17 protein-coding genes and 1 tRNA gene are annotated in these 17895 nt (G+C 69.9%); 11 read left to right on the forward strand and 7 right to left on the reverse strand.

Translation table 11 applies throughout. The annotated features are described in order from the left end of the window. The first annotated feature begins 13 nt into the window (after window positions 1–13). A complete protein-coding gene (locus ACZ6MZ_RS29070) occupies window positions 14–403 on the forward strand; it encodes a guanyl-specific ribonuclease (RefSeq protein WP_384187964.1) in 390 nt (129 codons plus the stop codon). Between the two features lie 21 nt (window positions 404–424). Then, a complete protein-coding gene (locus ACZ6MZ_RS29075; RefSeq protein ID WP_469355296.1) occupies window positions 425–811 on the forward strand; it encodes a barstar family protein in 387 nt (128 codons plus the stop codon). Window positions 812–898: 87 nt separating this feature from the next. Here the strand turns inward: ACZ6MZ_RS29075 and ACZ6MZ_RS29080 are convergent, their stop codons facing one another. Continuing rightward, window positions 899–2419, reverse strand: coding sequence for an ankyrin repeat domain-containing protein (locus ACZ6MZ_RS29080; RefSeq protein ID WP_469355298.1), 1521 nt, complete (start codon window positions 2417–2419; stop codon window positions 899–901). 25 nt (window positions 2420–2444) lie between these two features. After that, window positions 2445–3407, reverse strand: a complete 963-nt coding sequence (locus ACZ6MZ_RS29085) for a hypothetical protein (RefSeq protein WP_469355300.1) — start codon at window positions 3405–3407, stop codon at window positions 2445–2447. A 310-nt stretch (window positions 3408–3717) separates the two neighbouring features. Here ACZ6MZ_RS29085 and ACZ6MZ_RS29090 point away from each other — a divergent pair, with 310 nt between their 5' ends. The 6 genes from ACZ6MZ_RS29090 (at window position 3718) to ACZ6MZ_RS29115 (ending at window position 10129) form a co-directional block, all read left to right on the forward strand. After that, window positions 3718–4527, forward strand: coding sequence for a S1 family peptidase (locus tag ACZ6MZ_RS29090; protein ID WP_469355302.1), 810 nt, complete (start codon window positions 3718–3720; stop codon window positions 4525–4527). A gap of 176 nt (window positions 4528–4703) precedes the next feature. Continuing rightward, complete coding sequence (locus ACZ6MZ_RS29095) at window positions 4704–5039, forward strand: chorismate mutase (RefSeq protein ID WP_384331387.1); 336 nt, start codon at window positions 4704–4706, stop codon at window positions 5037–5039. A 113-nt stretch (window positions 5040–5152) separates the two neighbouring features. Then, complete coding sequence (locus tag ACZ6MZ_RS29100; RefSeq protein ID WP_389786871.1) at window positions 5153–5449, forward strand: type II toxin-antitoxin system Phd/YefM family antitoxin; 297 nt, start codon at window positions 5153–5155, stop codon at window positions 5447–5449. Continuing rightward, entirely contained in the window at window positions 5446–5847 is a 402-nt protein-coding gene (locus ACZ6MZ_RS29105) for a type II toxin-antitoxin system VapC family toxin (RefSeq protein ID WP_389786874.1), read from the forward strand. The genes ACZ6MZ_RS29100 and ACZ6MZ_RS29105 overlap by 4 nt, the downstream gene beginning before the upstream one ends. A gap of 94 nt (window positions 5848–5941) precedes the next feature. Continuing rightward, a complete protein-coding gene (gene pepN / locus ACZ6MZ_RS29110; RefSeq protein ID WP_469355305.1) occupies window positions 5942–8434 on the forward strand; it encodes an aminopeptidase N in 2493 nt (830 codons plus the stop codon). 285 nt (window positions 8435–8719) lie between these two features. Continuing rightward, window positions 8720–10129, forward strand: coding sequence for a lysine N(6)-hydroxylase/L-ornithine N(5)-oxygenase family protein (locus ACZ6MZ_RS29115; protein ID WP_469355307.1), 1410 nt, complete (start codon window positions 8720–8722; stop codon window positions 10127–10129). A gap of 46 nt (window positions 10130–10175) precedes the next feature. On the opposite strand, the gene ACZ6MZ_RS29120 is transcribed toward ACZ6MZ_RS29115, so the two are convergent. Then, window positions 10176–11987 (reverse strand): bifunctional metallophosphatase/5'-nucleotidase, encoded by a 1812-nt coding sequence (locus ACZ6MZ_RS29120; RefSeq protein WP_384187939.1) that lies wholly within the window; start codon window positions 11985–11987, stop codon window positions 10176–10178. A 194-nt stretch (window positions 11988–12181) separates the two neighbouring features. On the opposite strand from ACZ6MZ_RS29120, the gene ACZ6MZ_RS29125 reads away from it, so the two are divergent. Both ACZ6MZ_RS29125 and pyk read left to right on the forward strand, forming a co-directional pair. Further along, window positions 12182–12904 (forward strand): SIMPL domain-containing protein, encoded by a 723-nt coding sequence (locus tag ACZ6MZ_RS29125; RefSeq protein ID WP_469355310.1) that lies wholly within the window; start codon window positions 12182–12184, stop codon window positions 12902–12904. Between the two features lie 126 nt (window positions 12905–13030). Continuing rightward, window positions 13031–14464, forward strand: a complete 1434-nt coding sequence (gene pyk / locus ACZ6MZ_RS29130) for a pyruvate kinase (protein WP_389786884.1) — start codon at window positions 13031–13033, stop codon at window positions 14462–14464. Window position 14465: 1 nt separating this feature from the next. Here the strand turns inward: pyk and ACZ6MZ_RS29135 are convergent, their stop codons facing one another. Beyond that, the gene (locus tag ACZ6MZ_RS29135) at window positions 14466–15248 is read right to left on the reverse strand and encodes a transcriptional regulator (RefSeq protein ID WP_469355312.1); all 783 of its coding nucleotides are present in this window, start codon (window positions 15246–15248) and stop codon (window positions 14466–14468) included. A 108-nt stretch (window positions 15249–15356) separates the two neighbouring features. Continuing rightward, a tRNA-Leu gene (locus ACZ6MZ_RS29140) sits at window positions 15357–15431 on the reverse strand. Window positions 15432–15530: 99 nt separating this feature from the next. On the opposite strand from ACZ6MZ_RS29140, the gene ACZ6MZ_RS29145 reads away from it, so the two are divergent. Then, window positions 15531–16184, forward strand: a complete 654-nt coding sequence (locus ACZ6MZ_RS29145; RefSeq protein ID WP_389786889.1) for an ANTAR domain-containing response regulator — start codon at window positions 15531–15533, stop codon at window positions 16182–16184. Window positions 16185–16284: 100 nt separating this feature from the next. On the opposite strand, the gene ACZ6MZ_RS29150 is transcribed toward ACZ6MZ_RS29145, so the two are convergent. Both ACZ6MZ_RS29150 and ACZ6MZ_RS29155 read right to left on the reverse strand, forming a co-directional pair. Next, window positions 16285–17001 (reverse strand): ABC transporter ATP-binding protein, encoded by a 717-nt coding sequence (locus ACZ6MZ_RS29150; protein WP_384183667.1) that lies wholly within the window; start codon window positions 16999–17001, stop codon window positions 16285–16287. After that, window positions 16998–17894, reverse strand: coding sequence for an ABC transporter ATP-binding protein (locus tag ACZ6MZ_RS29155; protein WP_384183680.1), 897 nt, complete (start codon window positions 17892–17894; stop codon window positions 16998–17000). The genes ACZ6MZ_RS29150 and ACZ6MZ_RS29155 overlap by 4 nt, the downstream gene beginning before the upstream one ends. Between the last annotated feature and the right edge of the window lies 1 nt (window position 17895).

Consider the following 17895-nt stretch of genomic DNA (forward strand, 5'->3'; position numbering starts at 1 on the left):
TCATTATGAGCGCATGCGAATTCCCCCACGTATCGCCACCCTTGGTGGCCTCGCCGCCCTCGTCTCGACTCTCCTCGTCGGTGGAGTCACCGCCACCGCTACCGCCGCCCCCGCCGCGGTCGGCAGCATCTGCTACTCCAAGCTGCCCTCCCAGGCCCACGACACCCTCGACCTGATCGACGCCGGCGGGCCCTTCCCGTACAAGCAGGACGGCGCCGTCTTCCAGAACCGTGAGCGGATCCTGCCGAGCCAGTCGACCGGCTACTACCACGAGTACACCGTCATCACGCCGGGCTCCCCCGACCGTGGCGCGCGCCGCATCGTCACGGGCAACAAGACCAACGAGGACTACTACACCTCCAACCACTACGCGTCGTTCTCGCTCGTCAACTACGGCTGCTGAGCGGAAGGTAATCTCCGCCTCATGACGGTGACGTATGTGATCGACGGGGCGGAGGTCACCGACCTCGATCGCTTCTGGCAGGTGATCGGCGCGGCCGTGAACGGGCCCGGCGGATACTTCGGGCGCAATCTCGACGCGCTCGCGGACTGTCTGCGCGGCGGGTACGGGACGCCGGACGACGGCGACTTCGTCATCGAATGGCGCCGGCACGAAATCTCCCGCTGGATGCTCGGCCAGGAGGAGACCGTGCGGACGCTCCAGCGGCGGCTGGAGCGCGCGCACCCTGACAACAAGGCTGGAATTCAGACGGAGTTGGACCAGGCCCGGGCAGGCCGGGGGGCCACCGTCTTCGACGAGCTCGTGCGGCTCATCGAAGAGGAAGCGCCCGGGGTGCTGCGGCTCAGCTGATCAGCCACGCGTTTCAGGAACCAGAGACCGGCCGGTCCCGAAGGACCGGCCGGTCACACCCGTGCGCCGCTCCCGGCGCCCGCCGGGTCACCCCGCGAGGCGGCGCCGGGGGAGGGTCCGCTCCAGCCGGCGCCGGTCCGGCCCCTCCGGTACGTACCGCACGGCGTCCACCGCCGTCCGCCGCGCATACCCGTCCGGGTCCTCGTCCGCCAGGATCCGGGCCAACGCGTCGACCGCCCGCGGGTCCTGACGTACCGCCAGGCCCTTGGCCGCCTCTGCGGCCGTGTCCGGGTCCGGATCGTTCAGCCGGGCCGCCAGCGCCTCGCGGATCGGGTGCGTGTCCGCGGCCACGCCCGCCAGGGCCACCACCGCCCGGTCCCTGACCGAGGCGTCGGCGTCCCTGCTCAGCAGGGTCAGCGCCCACACCCCGTCCTGATGGTCGCCCGGTACGAGCCCGGTCAGCGCCAGCGCGGCCCGGCGCCGTACCTCCGTGTCCGGATACCCAGTGTGGCGCAGGATCTCCGGCAGCGCGGCCGGGTCGCCGTGCTGGCCCAGCCCCTCCACCACCGCGCGGACCAGCTCCGGTTCCGCGGCCCGCCGGGACAACTCCCGCAGCAGGGGCACCGCGCGCGCCGTGAACGGCCGCTGCCCGTCCGCCGCGCCCAGCCGCGCCAGTACGTCGGCGGCGAAGGCCTGCCGCAGCGGCTCGTCGCTCGCGCACCACGCCGCCGCGGCCTGGAACGTCTCCTCGTCGCCGCGCCGCCACAGCGCGCCCACCGCCTCTGTCCAGTCGTCCCGGCCGGGATCCCCGCAGCTCAGCGCCCGTCCCGCCAGCTCCTCGTACGGCGTCGCGATGCCCATCTCCGCTTCGAGTATCGTCGCGACGGCCGCGTGCCCGGTCTGCTGCTCGCGCCCGGCCGTCGGCGTGCCGTCCCGCAGCAGTTCGACGACGACGGTCACCGAGCCGTCCTCCTCGATCCGGCGCACCACCGTCTCGTAGCCGTCGCCGTAGGCGCGCAGCAGCCCGTCCCGCAGCTCCTGTTCCACATCGAGCGCCATCCAGCGCCGTGCCTCGGCGAGCGCCGCGCCCTGCGCGCCGTCCTGCGCCCCGGCGCCGTACCGCATCAGGACCCGTACGGACGGCGTGGAGCCGCGGCGGGCGGCCAGCAGCAGCGGCGGCTCGCCGCCGGGGCCCGGCAGATCGGGGTCGGCGCCGTACTCCAGCAGAGCTTCCAGCGTGTCGGGGAACCCCTGGACGACCGCCCAGGCGACCGCGGTGAAGCCGAACTCCTCCCGGCTGTCGGGCCGCGCGCCCGCGGCGAGCAGGGCCCGTACGACCTCGGTGTGCCCGCCGCACGCGGCGCCGCACAGCGGCAGATCCCCGCCGTCCGGGCCGCTCGCCCGCTCGGGGTCGGCGCCCGCCGTGAGAAGCAGCCGTACCAGGCCCGCCTCGTCGCTGACCGCCGCGAGATACAGGGCCGTCTGGCCGTCCTGGTCGGTCGCCTCGGCGGGCACGCCCGCGCGCAGCAGCCGTACAACGGTGTCGTCCGCGCCACCGTGCACTGCCGCGAACAGGTCCTCAACACCCGCTGTCGGCTCTTTGGTCATACTTCGACCCTACGTGCGCGGTCGCTCAGGTGTCGCAATCCAGCACGGTCCCGCACAGCCCGCAGCGCGCCCGGACCCGTCCCTGGACGGCCACCCGGATGCGCTGATGGCAGGTGGGGCAGGGGAACGAGACGCGCAGCCCGTCCGGCAGCCGCTCGAAGGCGTACGGCGAGGAGGGGTCCGGCGAGGAGGGGCCCGGCGAGGAAGGGTCCGGGGGGACGCCGGGGTGGTCGAGCGCGTGGCGGCGCTCCTTGGCGTAGCGGTGCCGGCCCGTCCACCCCGCGGTGGTCAGCGGCGGCCGCTGTTCGTCGGCCAGCGCCTGTGTCCTGCCCTTCGTGTACGACGTGTAGCCCTGCGGGCTGGTGAACCAGATCCGGGGGTCCTCGTCGAAGACCAGCGCGCGCTTGGCGAGGACATAGCCGAACTCCTCGGGCGTGAGATAGCCGAGCTTCTGGCTGGAGTCGCGGTCCTCGCGGTAGGCGTCGAGCAGCAGCCAGCCCGCGCCGAGATAGGTCGTCGCGGTGTCGGTGAGGATCTCGTTGTCGCGGGTGCCGGGGAAGCTCAGCCCGAGGCGGTGCAGCAGGACATGGGTGATCTCGTGGGCGAGGGCGGCGCCGATGTCCCGGCGATGGGTGCGGAAGCGGTTGTTCAGCTCGACGAAGTACTCGGGCCCCGCGGTCAGCTCGACGCTCGCCGCGTGGCGCATCTCACGGAAGCTCACGATCACGCGCGCGTCGGGCAGCTGCAGCTGCTGCACCAGGGCGTGGGCCACCCGCTGGGTGCCGAGATAGAGATCGTCCTGATCGGAGAAGGCCACATCGGCCGGGGCGACGCTGGGGGCGTACGAGCGGATGCCGTCGGGGGAGAGCCGCTTGTAGAGCGCGGTGATCGCCGCCCGCGCGGTGTCGAGATGCGGATAGCCGTGCACGACCTCGCCGCCGTTCGCCACGCCCGTACCCCCCTGAAGGACGGTCAGTCCGGAATCCATCGTACGGGGGCGTGCCGGAGATGCGCCCGACGTGCTGGTTGTGCCGGTGAGGCGTCCGATGCGCGGAGGTTTGGAGGTGGAGGTGTCCGGTGGCCGGACGGCGACCGGTGGAGAACCCCTTGAGGTGGCCGAAATTAGGTTCTTGTGGGGTGGCTGATCTCCTCCGCATAATCCGGATCACGCTTTCTTGTCGGGCCCATGTCATCGCAACGCAACGCGCGTTGACTCGGGTCCTTCCGCGTACGCAGGGCCCCCACGCAATGCCACCGAGCTCCACCCCCACAGCAGCTCCCCCACGAAAGGCATCCTGATGACTGTTCTGAGCACCCTCAAGAGATGTGCCGCCGCCGGCGCCGTCGTCCTCGCAGCCGTCAGCCTCAACCTCACCTCCGCCTCCGCCGCGCCCGCGCCGGTCGCCAAGACCCAGGCGGCCGCCCCCATCGCGCCGCCCGTCGTCGGCGGTACCCGCGCCGCGCTCGGCGAATTCCCCTTCATGGTCCGGCTCTCCATGGGCTGTGGCGGCGCGCTGTACTCGCCGACCGTCGTCCTGACCGCCGCGCACTGTGTGAGCGGATCGGGCAACAACACCAGCATCACCGCCACCGCGGGCGTCGTCGACCTGCAGAGCTCCAGCGCCATCAAGGTCAAGTCGACCAAGGTGCTCCAGGCCCCCGGCTACAACGGCGCGGGCAAGGACTGGGCGCTGATCAAGCTCGCCGCCCCGATCAACCAGCCGACCCTGAAGATCGCCACCACCACGGCGTACAACACCGGTAACTTCACCGTCGCCGGCTGGGGCGCCGCGACCGAGGGTGGCGCCCAGCAGCGCTACCTCCTCAAGGCAACCGTGCCGTTCGTCTCCGACGCCAGCTGCAACTCGTCCTACGGCGGCGACATAATCGCGAGCGAGGAGATCTGCGCCGGTTACGCCCAGGGCGGCACCGACACCTGCCAGGGTGACTCGGGCGGTCCGATGTTCCGCAAGGACAACGCCGGAGCCTTCATCCAGGTCGGCATCGTGAGCTGGGGCAACGGCTGCGCCCGTCCCGGCTACCCCGGTGTCTACACCGAGGTCTCGACCTTCGCCTCCGCCATCGCCTCGGCCGCGGCGACCCTGTGACGCGTTGACGCGTAGCGCGTAAGTCCTCGCTCGTACGAGGCAGCCGAGGAGGGACAGGCGGTGGGCGCATCGGCCCGCCACCTGTCCCTCCTTCGTCCGTGGGATCGTGGATCGTGGGATCCCGCATCCTGATCAACCCCGGGGTTCCCGGCCCGGCCGGTCTAAGCTGCCGGACCATGACCACGAGCGACCCCGGCATCGACGACTCCGTACGCGCCGAACTGAACCGTCTGCGCGAAAGCATCGACAACATCGACGCGGCCGTCGTCCATATGCTCGCCGAGCGCTTCAAATGCACCCAGCAGGTCGGCTTCCTCAAAGCCGAGCACCAGCTCCCCCCGGCCGACCCGGCCCGCGAGGCCCGCCAGATCACCCGCCTGCGCCAGCTGGCGGAGAGCGCCAGACTGGACCCGGCCTTCGCCGAGAAGCTGCTCAACTTCATCATCGCCGAGGTGATCCGCCACCACGAGACGATCGCGGGCGAGACGAGGGACAGCGACGACGGTCAGTAGCCCGCGCCCCGGCGCGTGGACACCGGCCGGCTCACCGGCCCCGCGTACTTCGTACGAGCGAAGACGCCGCACACAACTGGTAGCCGACGCACGCCGGGCCTAGCGTGGGTGCCATGACGACACGAGTGCCTATCCGCCAGCTCCAGCAGCACGCGAGTGAGCTGATCGAGAGAGTTGTGGCGGGAGAGCGGGTCGAGATCACCCGCAACGGCCGTCTCGTCGCCGTGCTCGGCCCGCCGGACCCGGAGCAGCGCGTCATGGAGGACCTCGTCCGTACCGGCACGGTGGACCCGGAGAACGCCGAGTCGGCACGTGGTCTTGGAGACTGGCAGCCGCTGCCCGCCGGCCCTGTTACGTCGGCCGGACTCTCCGAAGTCCTGCTGGCGATGCGTGAGGAAGAGGACCGTTGATCTACCTCGACTCCTGCGCGCTTCTCAAACTGCTGCTTCCAGAGCCGGAGACCCCCGCCTTGCGCGCCTTTCTCGCGGCGCGGGCCTCCGAAGGGCACGTCACGTCCGCGCTAACCCAGACAGAAGTTGCACGCACACTCGTACGTGCGGGTGCGGACCCCGAAGTCGGTGACGCCGCCGAGGACATGCTCGACCGTGTGCTGCGCATCCGTCTCACCGACCCGGTCCTGCGCGCCGCGGGCAGGTTTCCGCAACGACATCTGCGCAGCCTTGATGCCATCCACCTGGCCTGTGCCGAACAGCTCGAACAGGCGCTGACCGCTTTCGTCACCTACGACAAGCGGTTGGCCGCCGTCGCGGGCGAGCGGGATCTGCCGGTCCGTACCCCCGGCGCATAAGGGCGGCGCCGTCCGGCGCCGGTGCGGGCCCGTGCGCTGACAGCGCAAAGAACACTGCTGCGCCGCCCTCCGGCCATCGGGCAGCATGGCCTCCATGTCCGTACTGACGCGCGACGAAGCGCAGACCCGAGCCCAGCTCCTCGACGTCCACCGATACACGATCGCTCTCGATCTGACGACCGGCGAGGACACCTTCGACTCCAGGACCGTCATCCGGTTCACCACACGGGCGGCCGGGGACACCTTCGTCGAGCTCAAGCCCGCCACCCTGCGCTCCGTCACCCTCGACGGACAGCCCCTGGACCCCGCGGCGCTCGTCGAGAACCGGCTCGCGCTCACCGGGCTCGACGCCGGTGAGCACGAGCTGCGCGTCGAGGCGGACATGCGGTACTCCCGCACCGGCGAGGGCATGCACCGCTTCACCGACCCGACCGACGGCGAGACCTACGTCTACACCCAGCTCTTCATGGAGGACGTCCAGCGCGTCTTCGCCGCCTTCGACCAGCCCGACCTGAAGTCCGTCTTCGAACTGACCGTCACCGCGCCGGACGGCTGGACCGTCCTCGGCAACGGGGTCGCCGAGCGGACCGGCGAGCGCCACTGGACCCTCGCCCCCACGGTCCTCATCTCCACCTACCTCGTCGCCGTCGCGGCGGGCCCCTGGCACTCCGTACGCACCGAGCACGCCGGACTGCCCTTCGGCATCCACTGCCGGCGCTCCCTCGCGCCCTACCTCGACGCCGACGCCGACGAGATCCTCGACATCACCCGCGCCTGCTACGACCGCTACCACGAGAAGTTCGAGGAGCCGTACCCCTTCGACTCGTACGACCAGGCCTTCGTCCCCGAATTCAACGCGGGCGCCATGGAGAACCCCGGCCTCGTCACCTTCCGCGACGAGTTCGTCTACCGCTCCGCCGTCACCGAGACCGAGCGGCAGACCCGCGCCATGGTCATCGCCCACGAGATGGCCCACATGTGGTTCGGCGACCTGGTCACCCTCGCCTGGTGGGACGACATCTGGCTCAACGAGTCCTTCGCCGAGTACATGGGCTACCAGACCCTCACCGAAGCCACCCGCTTCACCGACACCTGGGTCGACTTCGGGATCGGCCGGAAGTCCTGGGGCTACGACGCCGACCAGCGCCCCTCCACCCACCCCGTCGCCCCCGACCCGGACGCCGTCCCCGACACCGCGTCCGCGATGCTCAACTTCGACGGCATCTCGTACGCCAAGGGCGCCTCCGCGCTGCGCCAGCTCGTCGCCTGGCTCGGCGAGAAGGACTTCCTCGCCGGCATCAACATCCACTTCGCCCGGCACAAGTTCGCCAACGCCACCCTCGCCGACTTCATCGACTCCCTCGCCGGCGCCACCGACCGCGATGTGCACGCCTGGGCCGAGCAGTGGCTCCGTACGACCGGCGTGGACACCCTCACCCCCGAGGTCACCGGCACCGGCACCGAATGGACCCTCGACGTCGTACGGGACGGCAGCCGCCCGCACCGCATCGCCGTCGGAACGTACGACCTCGACCCCGCCGACCCCAGCCTGCTCGTCGAGCGCGAACGCCTCGAACTGGACCTGCCGCTCACCGGCGGGCCCACCACACGCCCCGGCCGCCGCCCCGCCCTCGTCGTCCTCAACGACAGCGACCTCAGCTACGCCAAGGTCCGGCTCGACGCCGCGTCCTGGGACACCGCCCTGCGCGCCCTCTCCGGCATCCCGGGGCCGCTGACCCGCGCGGTCATCTGGAACGCCGCCCGCGACATGGTCCGCGACGGCGAACTCGCCCCCACCGCCTACCTCGACGCCGCCCGGGCCCACCTCCCGCACGAGACGGATCTCGCGCTCGTCCAAGGCGTCCTCACCTTCGCCGCCACCCAGATCACCGACCGCTACCTCGGCCCCGAGGACAGGACCACCGCCCTCGCGACCCTCACCACGATCTGCCGCGACCTGATCCGCAGGACCGAGGACGGCCACAACCCCGGCCTGCGCCTGACCGCCGTACGCCACTTCATCGACGCCGCCACCCAGCCCCACGCCCTGCAGGACTGGCTCGGCACCGGCAGCGTCCCCGGCGGCCCGGAGCTCGACCCCGAACTGCGCTGGCGCGTCCTCACCCGCCTCGCCGTCCTCGGCGCCGTCGACACAGCCACCATCGCCGCCGAACTCGACCGCGACCCCAGCGCCACCGGCCAGGAAGGCGCCGCCCGCTGCCGCGCCGCCCTCCCCGACCCGGACGCCAAGGCCGAGGCCTGGGCCCGGATGTTCAGCTCGGACGATCTCTCCAACTACCTGTTCACCGCCACGGCCAAGGGCTTCTGGCAGCCCGAACAGGCCGAGCTGGTACGGGAGTACGTGCCCCGCTACTACCCCGACGCCGTGGCCCTCGGCGACCGCAGGGGCCCCGCCATCGCCGAAGCCGCGGGGCGCTATGCCTTCCCGGAACACGCCGTGGACGAGGAGTCGCTGCGGCTCGGCCGGGAGGCCCTGGCCGGCGCGGACATGATCCCGGCGCTGCGCCGCAAGCTCGCCGACCAGCTCGACGATCTGCACCGGGCGCTGCGGGTCCGCACCGCCTGACCGCGGACGCCGGGCGCACGCGCCGGGTGCACCGCTCGCCCGCACGCCTCACCGCCCCGGGACCGGTCGTACACACGTACGGCAGGTCCCGGGGCGGCTGCCCATAGCAGAGAGCGCGATTCCACCTGCCCCGCACCGCGCGGCAGTCCCACTTTCGGGTTCGGTTCGCCGAGCTCCACGCGCACCGCCACCGATCCCCGGACACCCTGTGTACGAGCGGACCCCGCCGCCGACCTGGACCGCACCGCTCGTACTCGTGGAAGCTCGTGGAAGGCAGCACCGCCGATGACCGACCACCCCACCGGACCCGACCACCCCCACGACCTGGTGGGCATCGGCATCGGCCCGTTCAACCTCTCCCTCGCCGCCCTGGCCGACGGCATCCACGGCGGCCTCGCCGCCACCTTCTACGAGCAGCGCCACGCCTTCCACTGGCACCCCGGCCTGCTCCTCGAAGGCGCCACCCTCCAAGTGCCCTTCCTCGCCGACCTGGTCACCCTCGCCGACCCCGCGAGCCCCTGGTCCTTCCTCAACTACCTCAGGGCCCGCGACCGGCTGTACCCCTTCTACTTCGCCGAGCGCTTCCACATCCAGCGCGCCGAATACGACGCCTACTGCCGCTGGGTCAGCCAGCGGCTCCCCGGACTCCACTTCGGCCACCAGGTCGACGCGGTCCGCTGGAACCCCGAGCGCGGCCTCTTCGAAGTCGACTTCACCCAGCTCCACCCCGACGGCGACGCCGAAGCCCTCGGCCGCGCCTACACCCGCCACATCGCGCTCGGCATCGGCACCGAGCCGTACGTCCCCGACCCGCTCCAGCCGCTCGTCGACGCCCCCGCCGTCCCCGTCGTCCACTCCGCCGACTACCTCGACCACCGCGAACGGCTGCTCGCCGCCGAGCACATCACCGTCATCGGATCAGGCCAGTCCGGCGCCGAGATCTTCCTCGACCTGCTGCGGGCCCGCCCCGCCGGAGCCGAGAAGATCCACTGGCTGGCCCGTACCGAAGCCTTCGCCCCCATGGAGTACTCCAAGCTCGGCCTGGAACAGTTCACGCCCGACTACACCCGCTACTTCCACGCCCTGCCCGAGCAGGTACGCGACGACCTCGTCCCCCGCCAATGGCAGCTCCACAAAGGCATCGACGCCGGCACCATCGCCGCCATCCACGACGAGCTGTACCGGCGCACCCTGCACGGCGGCTGGCCCGACGCCGTCCTCACCCCCGGCGTCACCGTCCGCACCGCGGGGCGCGTCGCCACCACCAAGGTCGAACTCCATCTGGAACACGGCCGGCAAGCCACGAGGACCCGGCTCACCACCGACGCCGTCGTCCTCGCCACTGGCTACCGCGAACGCCCCCTCGGGCGGCTCCTCGCCGGACTCGACCCCTACCTGCGCCGGGACGCGTCGGAACGCCCGCTCATCGACGAGCACTACCGGCTCGCCCTCGACCCGGCCGTCACCGGCTCCGTCTACGTGCAGAACGCCGAGCGGCACACCCACGGCGTCGGCGCCCCCGACCTCGGGCTCGCCGCCTGGCGCAGCGCCACCATCCTCAACCACCTCACCGGCACCGAGCCCTATCCGCTGCCCCGGCGCACCGCGTTCACCAGCTTCGGACTCGACAAAAGGGACCAGACCCGCCCGGTGCCCGCACCGAGGGGTCTGGTCCCGCTCACCGACCCGCGCTGACCTGTCAGAAGACCGACCTGACCTGTCAGAAGACGGACCTGACCGATCAGAAGACCGGCGTACCGTCCCGCGTCAGCTTCCAGTCCACCGAGGCGAACGCGGCCGGGTCGACCGTGCCCGCCGCCTTCACCCACGTGATGATCGTGTTGCGGATCTCGTCCGAGTTGGACCACAGCTGCTGAGCGGCGGCCACATGCGGGAAGTTCCCGCCGCCGCTCGCCCGGTAGTTGTTGACCGCCAGCACGAACTGCGCCGCCGGGTCCAGCGCCTTCCCCTCGAACTGCAGATTCGCGATCCGCGACCCCTCGGGCTTCGCGATGTCGATCTCGTACGTCACGCCCGACACCACGTCGTAGTTGTAGTCCGGCGTGTTGCCCGCGTTGGTCAGCTTCGAGGTGTCCACCGGCGCACCCGCCGCCGTCTGCACGTAGTAGCGCGCGGAGAACTCCAGGTACTCCTTGATCTGTGCCCCCGTCAGCAGCCGCGCCTCCATCGTGTTCTCGAACGGGTACAGCCCCGCCGCGTCCTTGATGGTCACCTGACCGGCCGGGATCTTCGCCGTACGCGAGAAGCACGACGCCTGCGACAGCACCGGCAGCGCCGCGTACTGGCCGCCCGCCAGCGCCGCCTTCACCGTCTCCGCCTGGACGTGGTTGATCAGATCGATGATCGGCTCGTCCTTCCACGGCGCGTCGACCGTGGACATGGCGGCGGTCGACGTACCGATGACCTGGTTGACGTACGCCACGACCTTGCGGTGCTCGTCCGAGAGCAGCCGGGTGATCTTCGTGTCCTCGACGGACGTGTTCGAGTTGAGCACCTGCGAGCCGGCCTTCTCGACCGTCCAGCCGCCCCGCTCCCACACCAGGTCGAAGTCGAAGAGCGTCAGCCGCTGGCCCCACTTGGCCGGCTCGGAGAGCACGACCTCCTTGCCGGTCTTCTTGTTGACCACCCGGCGCTCCGGGATCTCCGCGTGCGCGTGCCCGACCAGAATCGCGTCGATGCCCGGTACCTGCTCGGCCACCAGCGTCGCCGCGTTCTCCACGTACGGCACCTGGTCGCCGTACGACGACTTGCCGTCCGTACCCGAGTGCGCGGAGACGATGACCACGTCGGCGCCCATCGACCGGAGCTTCGGCACCCACTTCGCGGCCTGCTCCTCCAGACCCGGGAACGTCATCTTGCCCTGGACGTTCGCCTTGTCCCAGATCGCGATGCCGGGGTTCGTCAGCCCGATGATCGCCACCCGGACATCCTGGCCGTGCGGCGTCCGCAGCTTCTTGATCACATAGGGCGGGAAGGCCGGCTTGAGCGTCTTCGCGTCCAGCGCGTTCGCACCGAGCAGCGGGAAGTCGCACTGCTCCTCGAACTTGCGCAGCACCGGAATGCCGTAGTTGAACTCGTGGTTGCCGAGCGCCGCCGCGTCGTAGCCGATCGCGTTCATCGCCTGCGCCATCGGGTGCACGGGACCGCGCTTGGCGGTGATCGGGTCGACCTTGGCGTAGTAGTACGACAGCTGGGTGCCCTGAATGGTGTCACCCGCGTCGATCAGCAGCGTGTTGTGGCGGCCCTTCTCCTTACGGATCTTCTCGACCAGCGTGGAGATCTTCGCGAGCCCGATGTCATTGTGGGCCGCGTCGTCGAACTCCTTGTCCGTGAAGTAGTCCCAGTTGAAGACGTTGCCGTGCAGATCGGTCGTCCCCATCACGGTGAACGAGTACCGCTTCTGCGGACGCCCGTGCCCGTGACCATGGCCGTGGCCGGTGGCCTCGGCCGGCATGGCCGCCCCACCCACGAGCGCCACACCGGCACCGGCGGCGGCCGAGTGGCCCAGGAACGTCCTTCTGTTCAGCGGCATTTCTTCTCCTTCGGTTCCATTGCACAACGCGCGTAGATTCTGGCTCAAAAGCACCCCGCCGCAACACCCCCGAAGGGTTTCAATCAGGTGTCTGCCGATTGTCGTACCGGGGTGCGAGAGTGTTCCTGGTGCCGCGACCGGCAACATCGCCGCGAGGGGCACCAGCCCGCGACCGCCGTACGAGGAGCCGCTCCGTGATCACCGACGCACCGACCCCCGCCGCGCCCTACGGCACCCCGGAAACGCCGAGGGTCGCCGTCCGCGGCGAAGCCCGGCTGGAGGTCGACCCGGAGATCGCCAGAATCAGCATCGCCGTCGGTGCCCGCGGCACCGATCGGCGCAGCGCACTCGCCGACCTCACCCGGCGCAACGCGGATGTCCTCGCCCTCATCAAGACCTACGGCGACGCCGTCGAAAAACTGGAGACCGGCGCCTTCTCCATCAGCCCCGAACTCACCCGGCACGGCCGCGGCGAGCGCGTCCGCGCCTACCACGGCAGCGTGCACCTCACGGCCGAACTCTCCGACTTCACCGCCCTCGGCGAACTCACCACCCGCCTCGCCGACCTCGAACTCACCCGCGTCAGCGGACCCTGGTGGTCACTGCGCCCCGACTCCCCGGCCCACGGCGAAGCCCGCCGCCAGGCCGTACGGGAAGCGGTCCAGCGCGCCCGCGAATACGCCGAGGCACTCGGCGCGCGGCTCGCCGCCCTCGTCGAGCTCGCCGACCTCGGCGCCGAGAACAGCCTCGGATACGGCATGCCCGCCGCCCCCGCCAGCGCGCGCGGCAGGGCGGCCTACGGAAGCGCGGAAGGGGCGGACGCGGCCCCCGCCCTCGACCTCGAACCGCAACGCCAGACCGTCTACGCCCAAGTGAACGCGCGCTTCACCATGACCCCGCCGGATCTCACTTCCTGACGGAAAATGCTCATCGGAGCGCCCCCGCGCACAATTCAACACTTGTCAATAACCCTTCATGCAAAGGTTGTTGAGTAGTCATGCGCGGCCAATTCCCTACCCGTCGGTAAGGTCTAGGCTCGACGTATGCGCCGAGCAAAGATCGTCTGTACCCTGGGGCCCGCCACCGACTCATACGACCAGATCAAGGCACTGGTCGAAGCCGGAATGGACGTCGCTCGCCTCAACCTCAGCCACGGCACCTACGCCGAACACGACGAGCGCTACCAGCGCGTACGCAAAGCCGCTGACGAGACCGGCCGCAGCGTCGGAATCCTCGCCGACCTTCAAGGTCCGAAGATCCGCCTCGGCCGCTTTCGCGAAGGACCTGTACTCCTTGAACGCGGCGACGAATTCACCATCACCGTCGAACCCCTCGAAGGCGACCGCCACACCTGCGGCACCACCTACGAAGGACTCGCCGCCGACGTGACCACCGGGGAGCGCATCCTCGTCGACGACGGCAAGGTCGCCCTCGAAGTCACCGGCGTCGAAGGCCCCCGCGTCCACACCCTCGTCATCGAGGGCGGCATGGTCTCCGACCACAAGGGTCTCAACCTCCCCGGCGTCGCCGTCTCCGTCCCCGCGCTCTCCGAGAAGGACATCGACGACCTCCGCTGGGCGCTGCGCACCGGCGCCGACATCATCGCCCTCTCCTTCGTACGCAGCGGAGAGGACATCAATGACGTCCATCGCGTCATGGATGAGGAAGGCCGGCGGATCCCGGTCATCGCCAAGATCGAGAAGCCGCAGGCGGTCGAGAACATCGACAGCATCGTCGCGGCCTTCGACGGCATCATGGTCGCCCGCGGCGACCTGGGCGTGGAGATGCCCCTCGAACAGGTGCCGATCGTCCAGAAGCGCGCCATCAAACTGGCCAGGCGCAACGCCAAGCCGGTCATCGTCGCCACCCAGATGCTCGACTCGATGATCGACAACTCCCGCCCCACCCGCGCCGAGGCCTCCGACGTCGCCAACGCCGTGATCGACGGCACGGATGCCGTGATGCTCTCGGGCGAGACCAGCGTCGGCAAGTACCCCATCGAGACCGTCAAGACGATGGGCCGCATCGTCGAAGCCGCCGAGGAAGACCTGCTGTCCAAGGGGCTGCCGCCCATCACGGAAAGCAGCAAGCCCCGCACCCAGGGCGGCGCGGTCGCCCGCGCGGCCGCCGAGATGGGCGACTTCCTGGGCGCGAAGTTCCTGGTCGCCTTCACCCAGTCGGGCGACACGGTCAAGCGGCTCTCCCGCTACCGCTCCCCGATCCCGCTCCTGGCCTTCACCCCCGACCCGGCCACCCGCTCCCAACTGAGCCTCACCTGGGGCGTGGAGGCCTTCCTCGGCCCGCATGTGGAGTCCACGGACGCGATGGTCGCCCAGGTCGACGACCAGCTCCTCAAGATCGGCCGCTGCGACACGGGCGACATCGTCGTCATCACGGCGGGCTCCCCGCCGGGAGTCGCGGGCTCCACGAACCTGGTCCGCGTCCACCACATCGGCGAGGACGACAGCCCGAAGTAGGTCAGTACTTGGGCCCGACGCGCGCGTCCATGAGGGCGACGGACGCGCGCTTGGCGATGGATATGTTGTACGGCTTTCCCGCGCGGGTGCAGTGCTTCCACTCGACACCGACCTTGTCGAGCGTGTCCGTAAAGAGTTGCCGGATGTCGTCGGAGACATTGGTGAACCAGTAGCGCGGGTACTCATAGCGCTTCTTCTGGCCGCGTACGACACGGGTGGTCCAGTTCATGGTCCGGCAGCCGTCGGAATGGATGAGACCGCGGATGAATTCCCATGGGTGCGCGTCCACGATGCCCTGTTGCCAGGATTCGAGGACGATCGGGCGCTCGTGCTTTCTGCCCGGTCCGTGCTGGGGCAACAGACACGGCCAATGCCGGCCGTAGGCGGTCACCATCACGCACCCCTGTTTCCGCAGGACATACACCCGGTCGTCCGGCCGGACAGCGGTGACGGCGGCGCGGCACAGGTCGATGAGCCCCGGCCATGCGTCGGCGCACGCGATGCGCAAGTAGTGGCCGCCGTGGGGGTGCGAGCTGATGCAGCCGTCGCCGAGGTAGAGACCCAGCAGGTAGGCGTACGAGGCGGAGTCGGCCGGGGAGCCGGGCTCCGGCAGGCATCGGGGGCATGGCTTCGCCTGGCGGAGCAACCGTGGTGAAGGCTCAACCCGCGCCTGCCAGCTCCGGATCGCCGCTCGGGATATGCCGGTCTGCCTGCTCACCGCACTGAGGCTGCGGCCCTGGCCCAGCAGGGTCAGCACCCCTCGGCGGGTCTGGAGGTCGTACATGAGGCCGATACTGGCGAGAGGGGCGGACTCGCGGTCGCGGAACCACGGAAATTCACGCGATCAAGTGGTTGCCACGAGCTCTCGCGCGACCTTGGAATCGAAGGAAAGTGCCCCAGGTGGGATTCGAACCCACACTGTCCGCTGTTTGAGAGCGGCCTCTCTGACCAGTTGGAGTACTGGGGCCTCAGAATGCAAGGGTTTAGGATCCCCCGCTCGGCCCCACTTTACCGCAGCTCGGTAGGCTCATGGGGAGCAGCATCCTGTCTGGAACGAGGAGCCACCGTGACCGCCCCCGAGTCGCCCCAGCCCGTCGACGATGACGACAAGTCGCATGTCCCGCCGCTGACGACGCGTGTCGTCATCGCCGAGGACGAGGCCCTGATCCGTCTCGATCTCAAAGAGATGCTCGAGGAAGAGGGCTATGCGGTCGTCGGTGAGGCCGGTGACGGTCAGCGGGCCGTGGAGCTGGCGCGGGAGCACCGGCCGGATCTGGTGATCCTCGACGTGAAGATGCCAATCCTGGACGGGATCTCCGCCGCCGAGAAGATCGCCGAGGAGTCCATCGCGCCGGTCCTGATGCTGACCGCGTTCTCGCAGCGCGATCTGGTGGAGCGGGCCCGGGACGCCGGGGCCATGGCGTATCTGGTGAAGCCGTTCAGCAAGAGCGATGTGGTGCCGGCCATCGAGATGGCGGTGTCGCGGTTCACTGAGCTGAAGACGCTGGAGCAGGAGGTCGCGGACCTCACGCAGCGCCTGGAGACGCGCAAGCTGGTGGACCGGGCGAAGTCGATCCTGCAGACGCAGTACGGGCTGACGGAGCCGGCGGCGTTCCGGTGGATTCAGAAGACGTCGATGGACCGGCGGCTGTCGATGCAGCAGGTCGCGGAGGCGGTCATCGAGGACGCGGACGAGAAGAAGGCCACGAAGGGGCAGTAGCCCGCCGGCCGAGGCGACACGCGGAAGGGCCCGCCCCGGGGAGATCCGGGGCGGGCCCTTCCGCGTGCGTACGGCGACCGTAAGGTCACCCGACAGGCTCTCAGTCCTCGCCCAGGTACGCCTTGCGTACCGACTCGTCGTGCAGCAGGGACTCACCCGTGCCCGACAGGACGATCTTGCCGATCTCCATGACGTGGCCCTGGTCCGCGAGCGAGAGCGCCGCCTGGGCGTTCTGCTCCACGAGCAGGATGGTCGTGCCCTGTTCCCTGAGCTCGACGATGGTCTCCATGATCTTCTGCATCATGATCGGGGAGAGGCCCATGGACGGCTCGTCCAGCATCAGCAGCTTGGGCTGGGACATCAGGGCGCGCCCCATGGCCAGCATCTGCTGCTCGCCGCCGGAGAGGGTGCCCGCGGCCTGCTTGCGACGTTCGCCCAGGATGGGGAAGAGGTCGTAGGCGCGCTGGACGTCCTTCTCGATGCCGGCCTTGTCCGTCCGCAGGAACGCTCCGAGCTGGAGGTTTTCCGTGATCGTCAGCCGGGGGAAGATGTGCCGGCCCTCGGGGGAGTGGGCCAGGCCCAGCGCCACGATCTTGTGCGCGGGAACCCCGCTGAGGGGCTTCCCGTCGAACATGATCCGGCCGGCGGCGGGCTTGAGGAGCCCCGACAGGGTCCGCAGCGTGGTGGTCTTGCCCGCGCCGTTGGTGCCGATGAGGGTGACGACCTGGCCGGCTTCGACGCTGAAGGAGATGCCCTTGACGGCCTCGATCTTGCCGTAGGCGACCTTGAGGTCCTCGACCTCGAGGAGTGCGGTCATTTCGCGTCCCCTTCCGAACCGGTGGTGCTGGTGGTGCCGGTGCCGCCCTGTGCGTCGGCCGCCCCCGCCTCCGCCGCCTCGACCGCGGCGACCTCCTCGGCGCCGGGGGCGCCTTCGAACGGAGTGCCGAGGTAGGCGGCGATGACACGCTCGTCGCCCTGGACGACTTCTGAGGTGCCTTCGACGAGCTTCTCGCCCTGGACGAGACAGGCGACCCGGTCGCACAGGTTGAAGATGAACCGCATGTCGTGCTCGATGACGAGTACGGCGATGCCCTGGTCCCGGATGGCGAAGACGAGCTCCTCGGTGACCCGGGTCTCCTGCGGGTTCATTCCGGCGGTGGGCTCGTCGAGGAGCAGCAGGCCGGGCTCGCTCGCCAGGGCGCGCGCGATTTCGAGCTTGCGCTGCTCGCCGTAGGGGAGGTTGCGGGCGAGGTGATCGGCCTTGTGCTGGAGACCGATGAACTCCAGGAGTTCCATGGCGCGCTCGTGAGAGGCGGCCTCGGCCTTCTTGAAGCCGGGGCCGCGCAGGAGCGCGGACCAGAGGCCTTCCTTGGTCCTGGTGTGGCGTCCGACGAGGACGTTCTCCAGGACGGTCATGTTGGCGAAGAGCCTGATGTTCTGGAACGTACGGGCGATACCTGCCTGGGTGACCAGGTGGGGCTTGGGCGGCAGGACGGTGCCCTTGTAGGTGACCTTGCCCTCGGTCGGTACGTACAGACCGGTGAGGCAGTTGAAGAACGTGGTCTTGCCGGCGCCGTTGGGGCCGATGAGGCCGACGATCTCGCCCGCGCCGACGGTGAGGTCGACCGAGCGTACGGCGGTCAGGCCGCCGAATCGCATGGTGACGCCGCTGGCGTCGAGCACGGTGCTGGTGGTGGTCGCGGTCGTCATG

Source organism: Streptomyces sp. NPDC042201, assembly GCF_055582185.1.

Excerpts from the sequence above, each read along its gene's own strand:
- ACZ6MZ_RS29070 (WP_384187964.1), top strand. The coding sequence starts at position 14 with ATGCGAATTCCCCCACGTATCGCCACCCTTGGTGGCCTCGCCGCCCTC.
- ACZ6MZ_RS29075 (WP_469355296.1), top strand. The coding sequence starts at position 425 with ATGACGGTGACGTATGTGATCGACGGGGCGGAGGTCACCGACCTCGAT.
- ACZ6MZ_RS29080 (WP_469355298.1), bottom strand. The coding sequence starts at position 2,419 with ATGACCAAAGAGCCGACAGCGGGTGTTGAGGACCTGTTCGCGGCAGTG.
- ACZ6MZ_RS29085 (WP_469355300.1), bottom strand. The coding sequence starts at position 3,407 with ATGGATTCCGGACTGACCGTCCTTCAGGGGGGTACGGGCGTGGCGAAC.
- ACZ6MZ_RS29090 (WP_469355302.1), top strand. The coding sequence starts at position 3,718 with ATGACTGTTCTGAGCACCCTCAAGAGATGTGCCGCCGCCGGCGCCGTC.
- ACZ6MZ_RS29095 (WP_384331387.1), top strand. The coding sequence starts at position 4,704 with ATGACCACGAGCGACCCCGGCATCGACGACTCCGTACGCGCCGAACTG.
- ACZ6MZ_RS29100 (WP_389786871.1), top strand. The coding sequence starts at position 5,153 with ATGACGACACGAGTGCCTATCCGCCAGCTCCAGCAGCACGCGAGTGAG.
- pepN (WP_469355305.1), top strand. The coding sequence starts at position 5,942 with ATGTCCGTACTGACGCGCGACGAAGCGCAGACCCGAGCCCAGCTCCTC.
- ACZ6MZ_RS29115 (WP_469355307.1), top strand. The coding sequence starts at position 8,720 with ATGACCGACCACCCCACCGGACCCGACCACCCCCACGACCTGGTGGGC.
- ACZ6MZ_RS29120 (WP_384187939.1), bottom strand. The coding sequence starts at position 11,987 with ATGCCGCTGAACAGAAGGACGTTCCTGGGCCACTCGGCCGCCGCCGGT.
- pyk (WP_389786884.1), top strand. The coding sequence starts at position 13,031 with ATGCGCCGAGCAAAGATCGTCTGTACCCTGGGGCCCGCCACCGACTCA.
- ACZ6MZ_RS29135 (WP_469355312.1), bottom strand. The coding sequence starts at position 15,248 with ATGTACGACCTCCAGACCCGCCGAGGGGTGCTGACCCTGCTGGGCCAG.
- ACZ6MZ_RS29150 (WP_384183667.1), bottom strand. The coding sequence starts at position 17,001 with ATGACCGCACTCCTCGAGGTCGAGGACCTCAAGGTCGCCTACGGCAAG.
- ACZ6MZ_RS29155 (WP_384183680.1), bottom strand. The coding sequence starts at position 17,894 with ATGACGACCGCGACCACCACCAGCACCGTGCTCGACGCCAGCGGCGTC.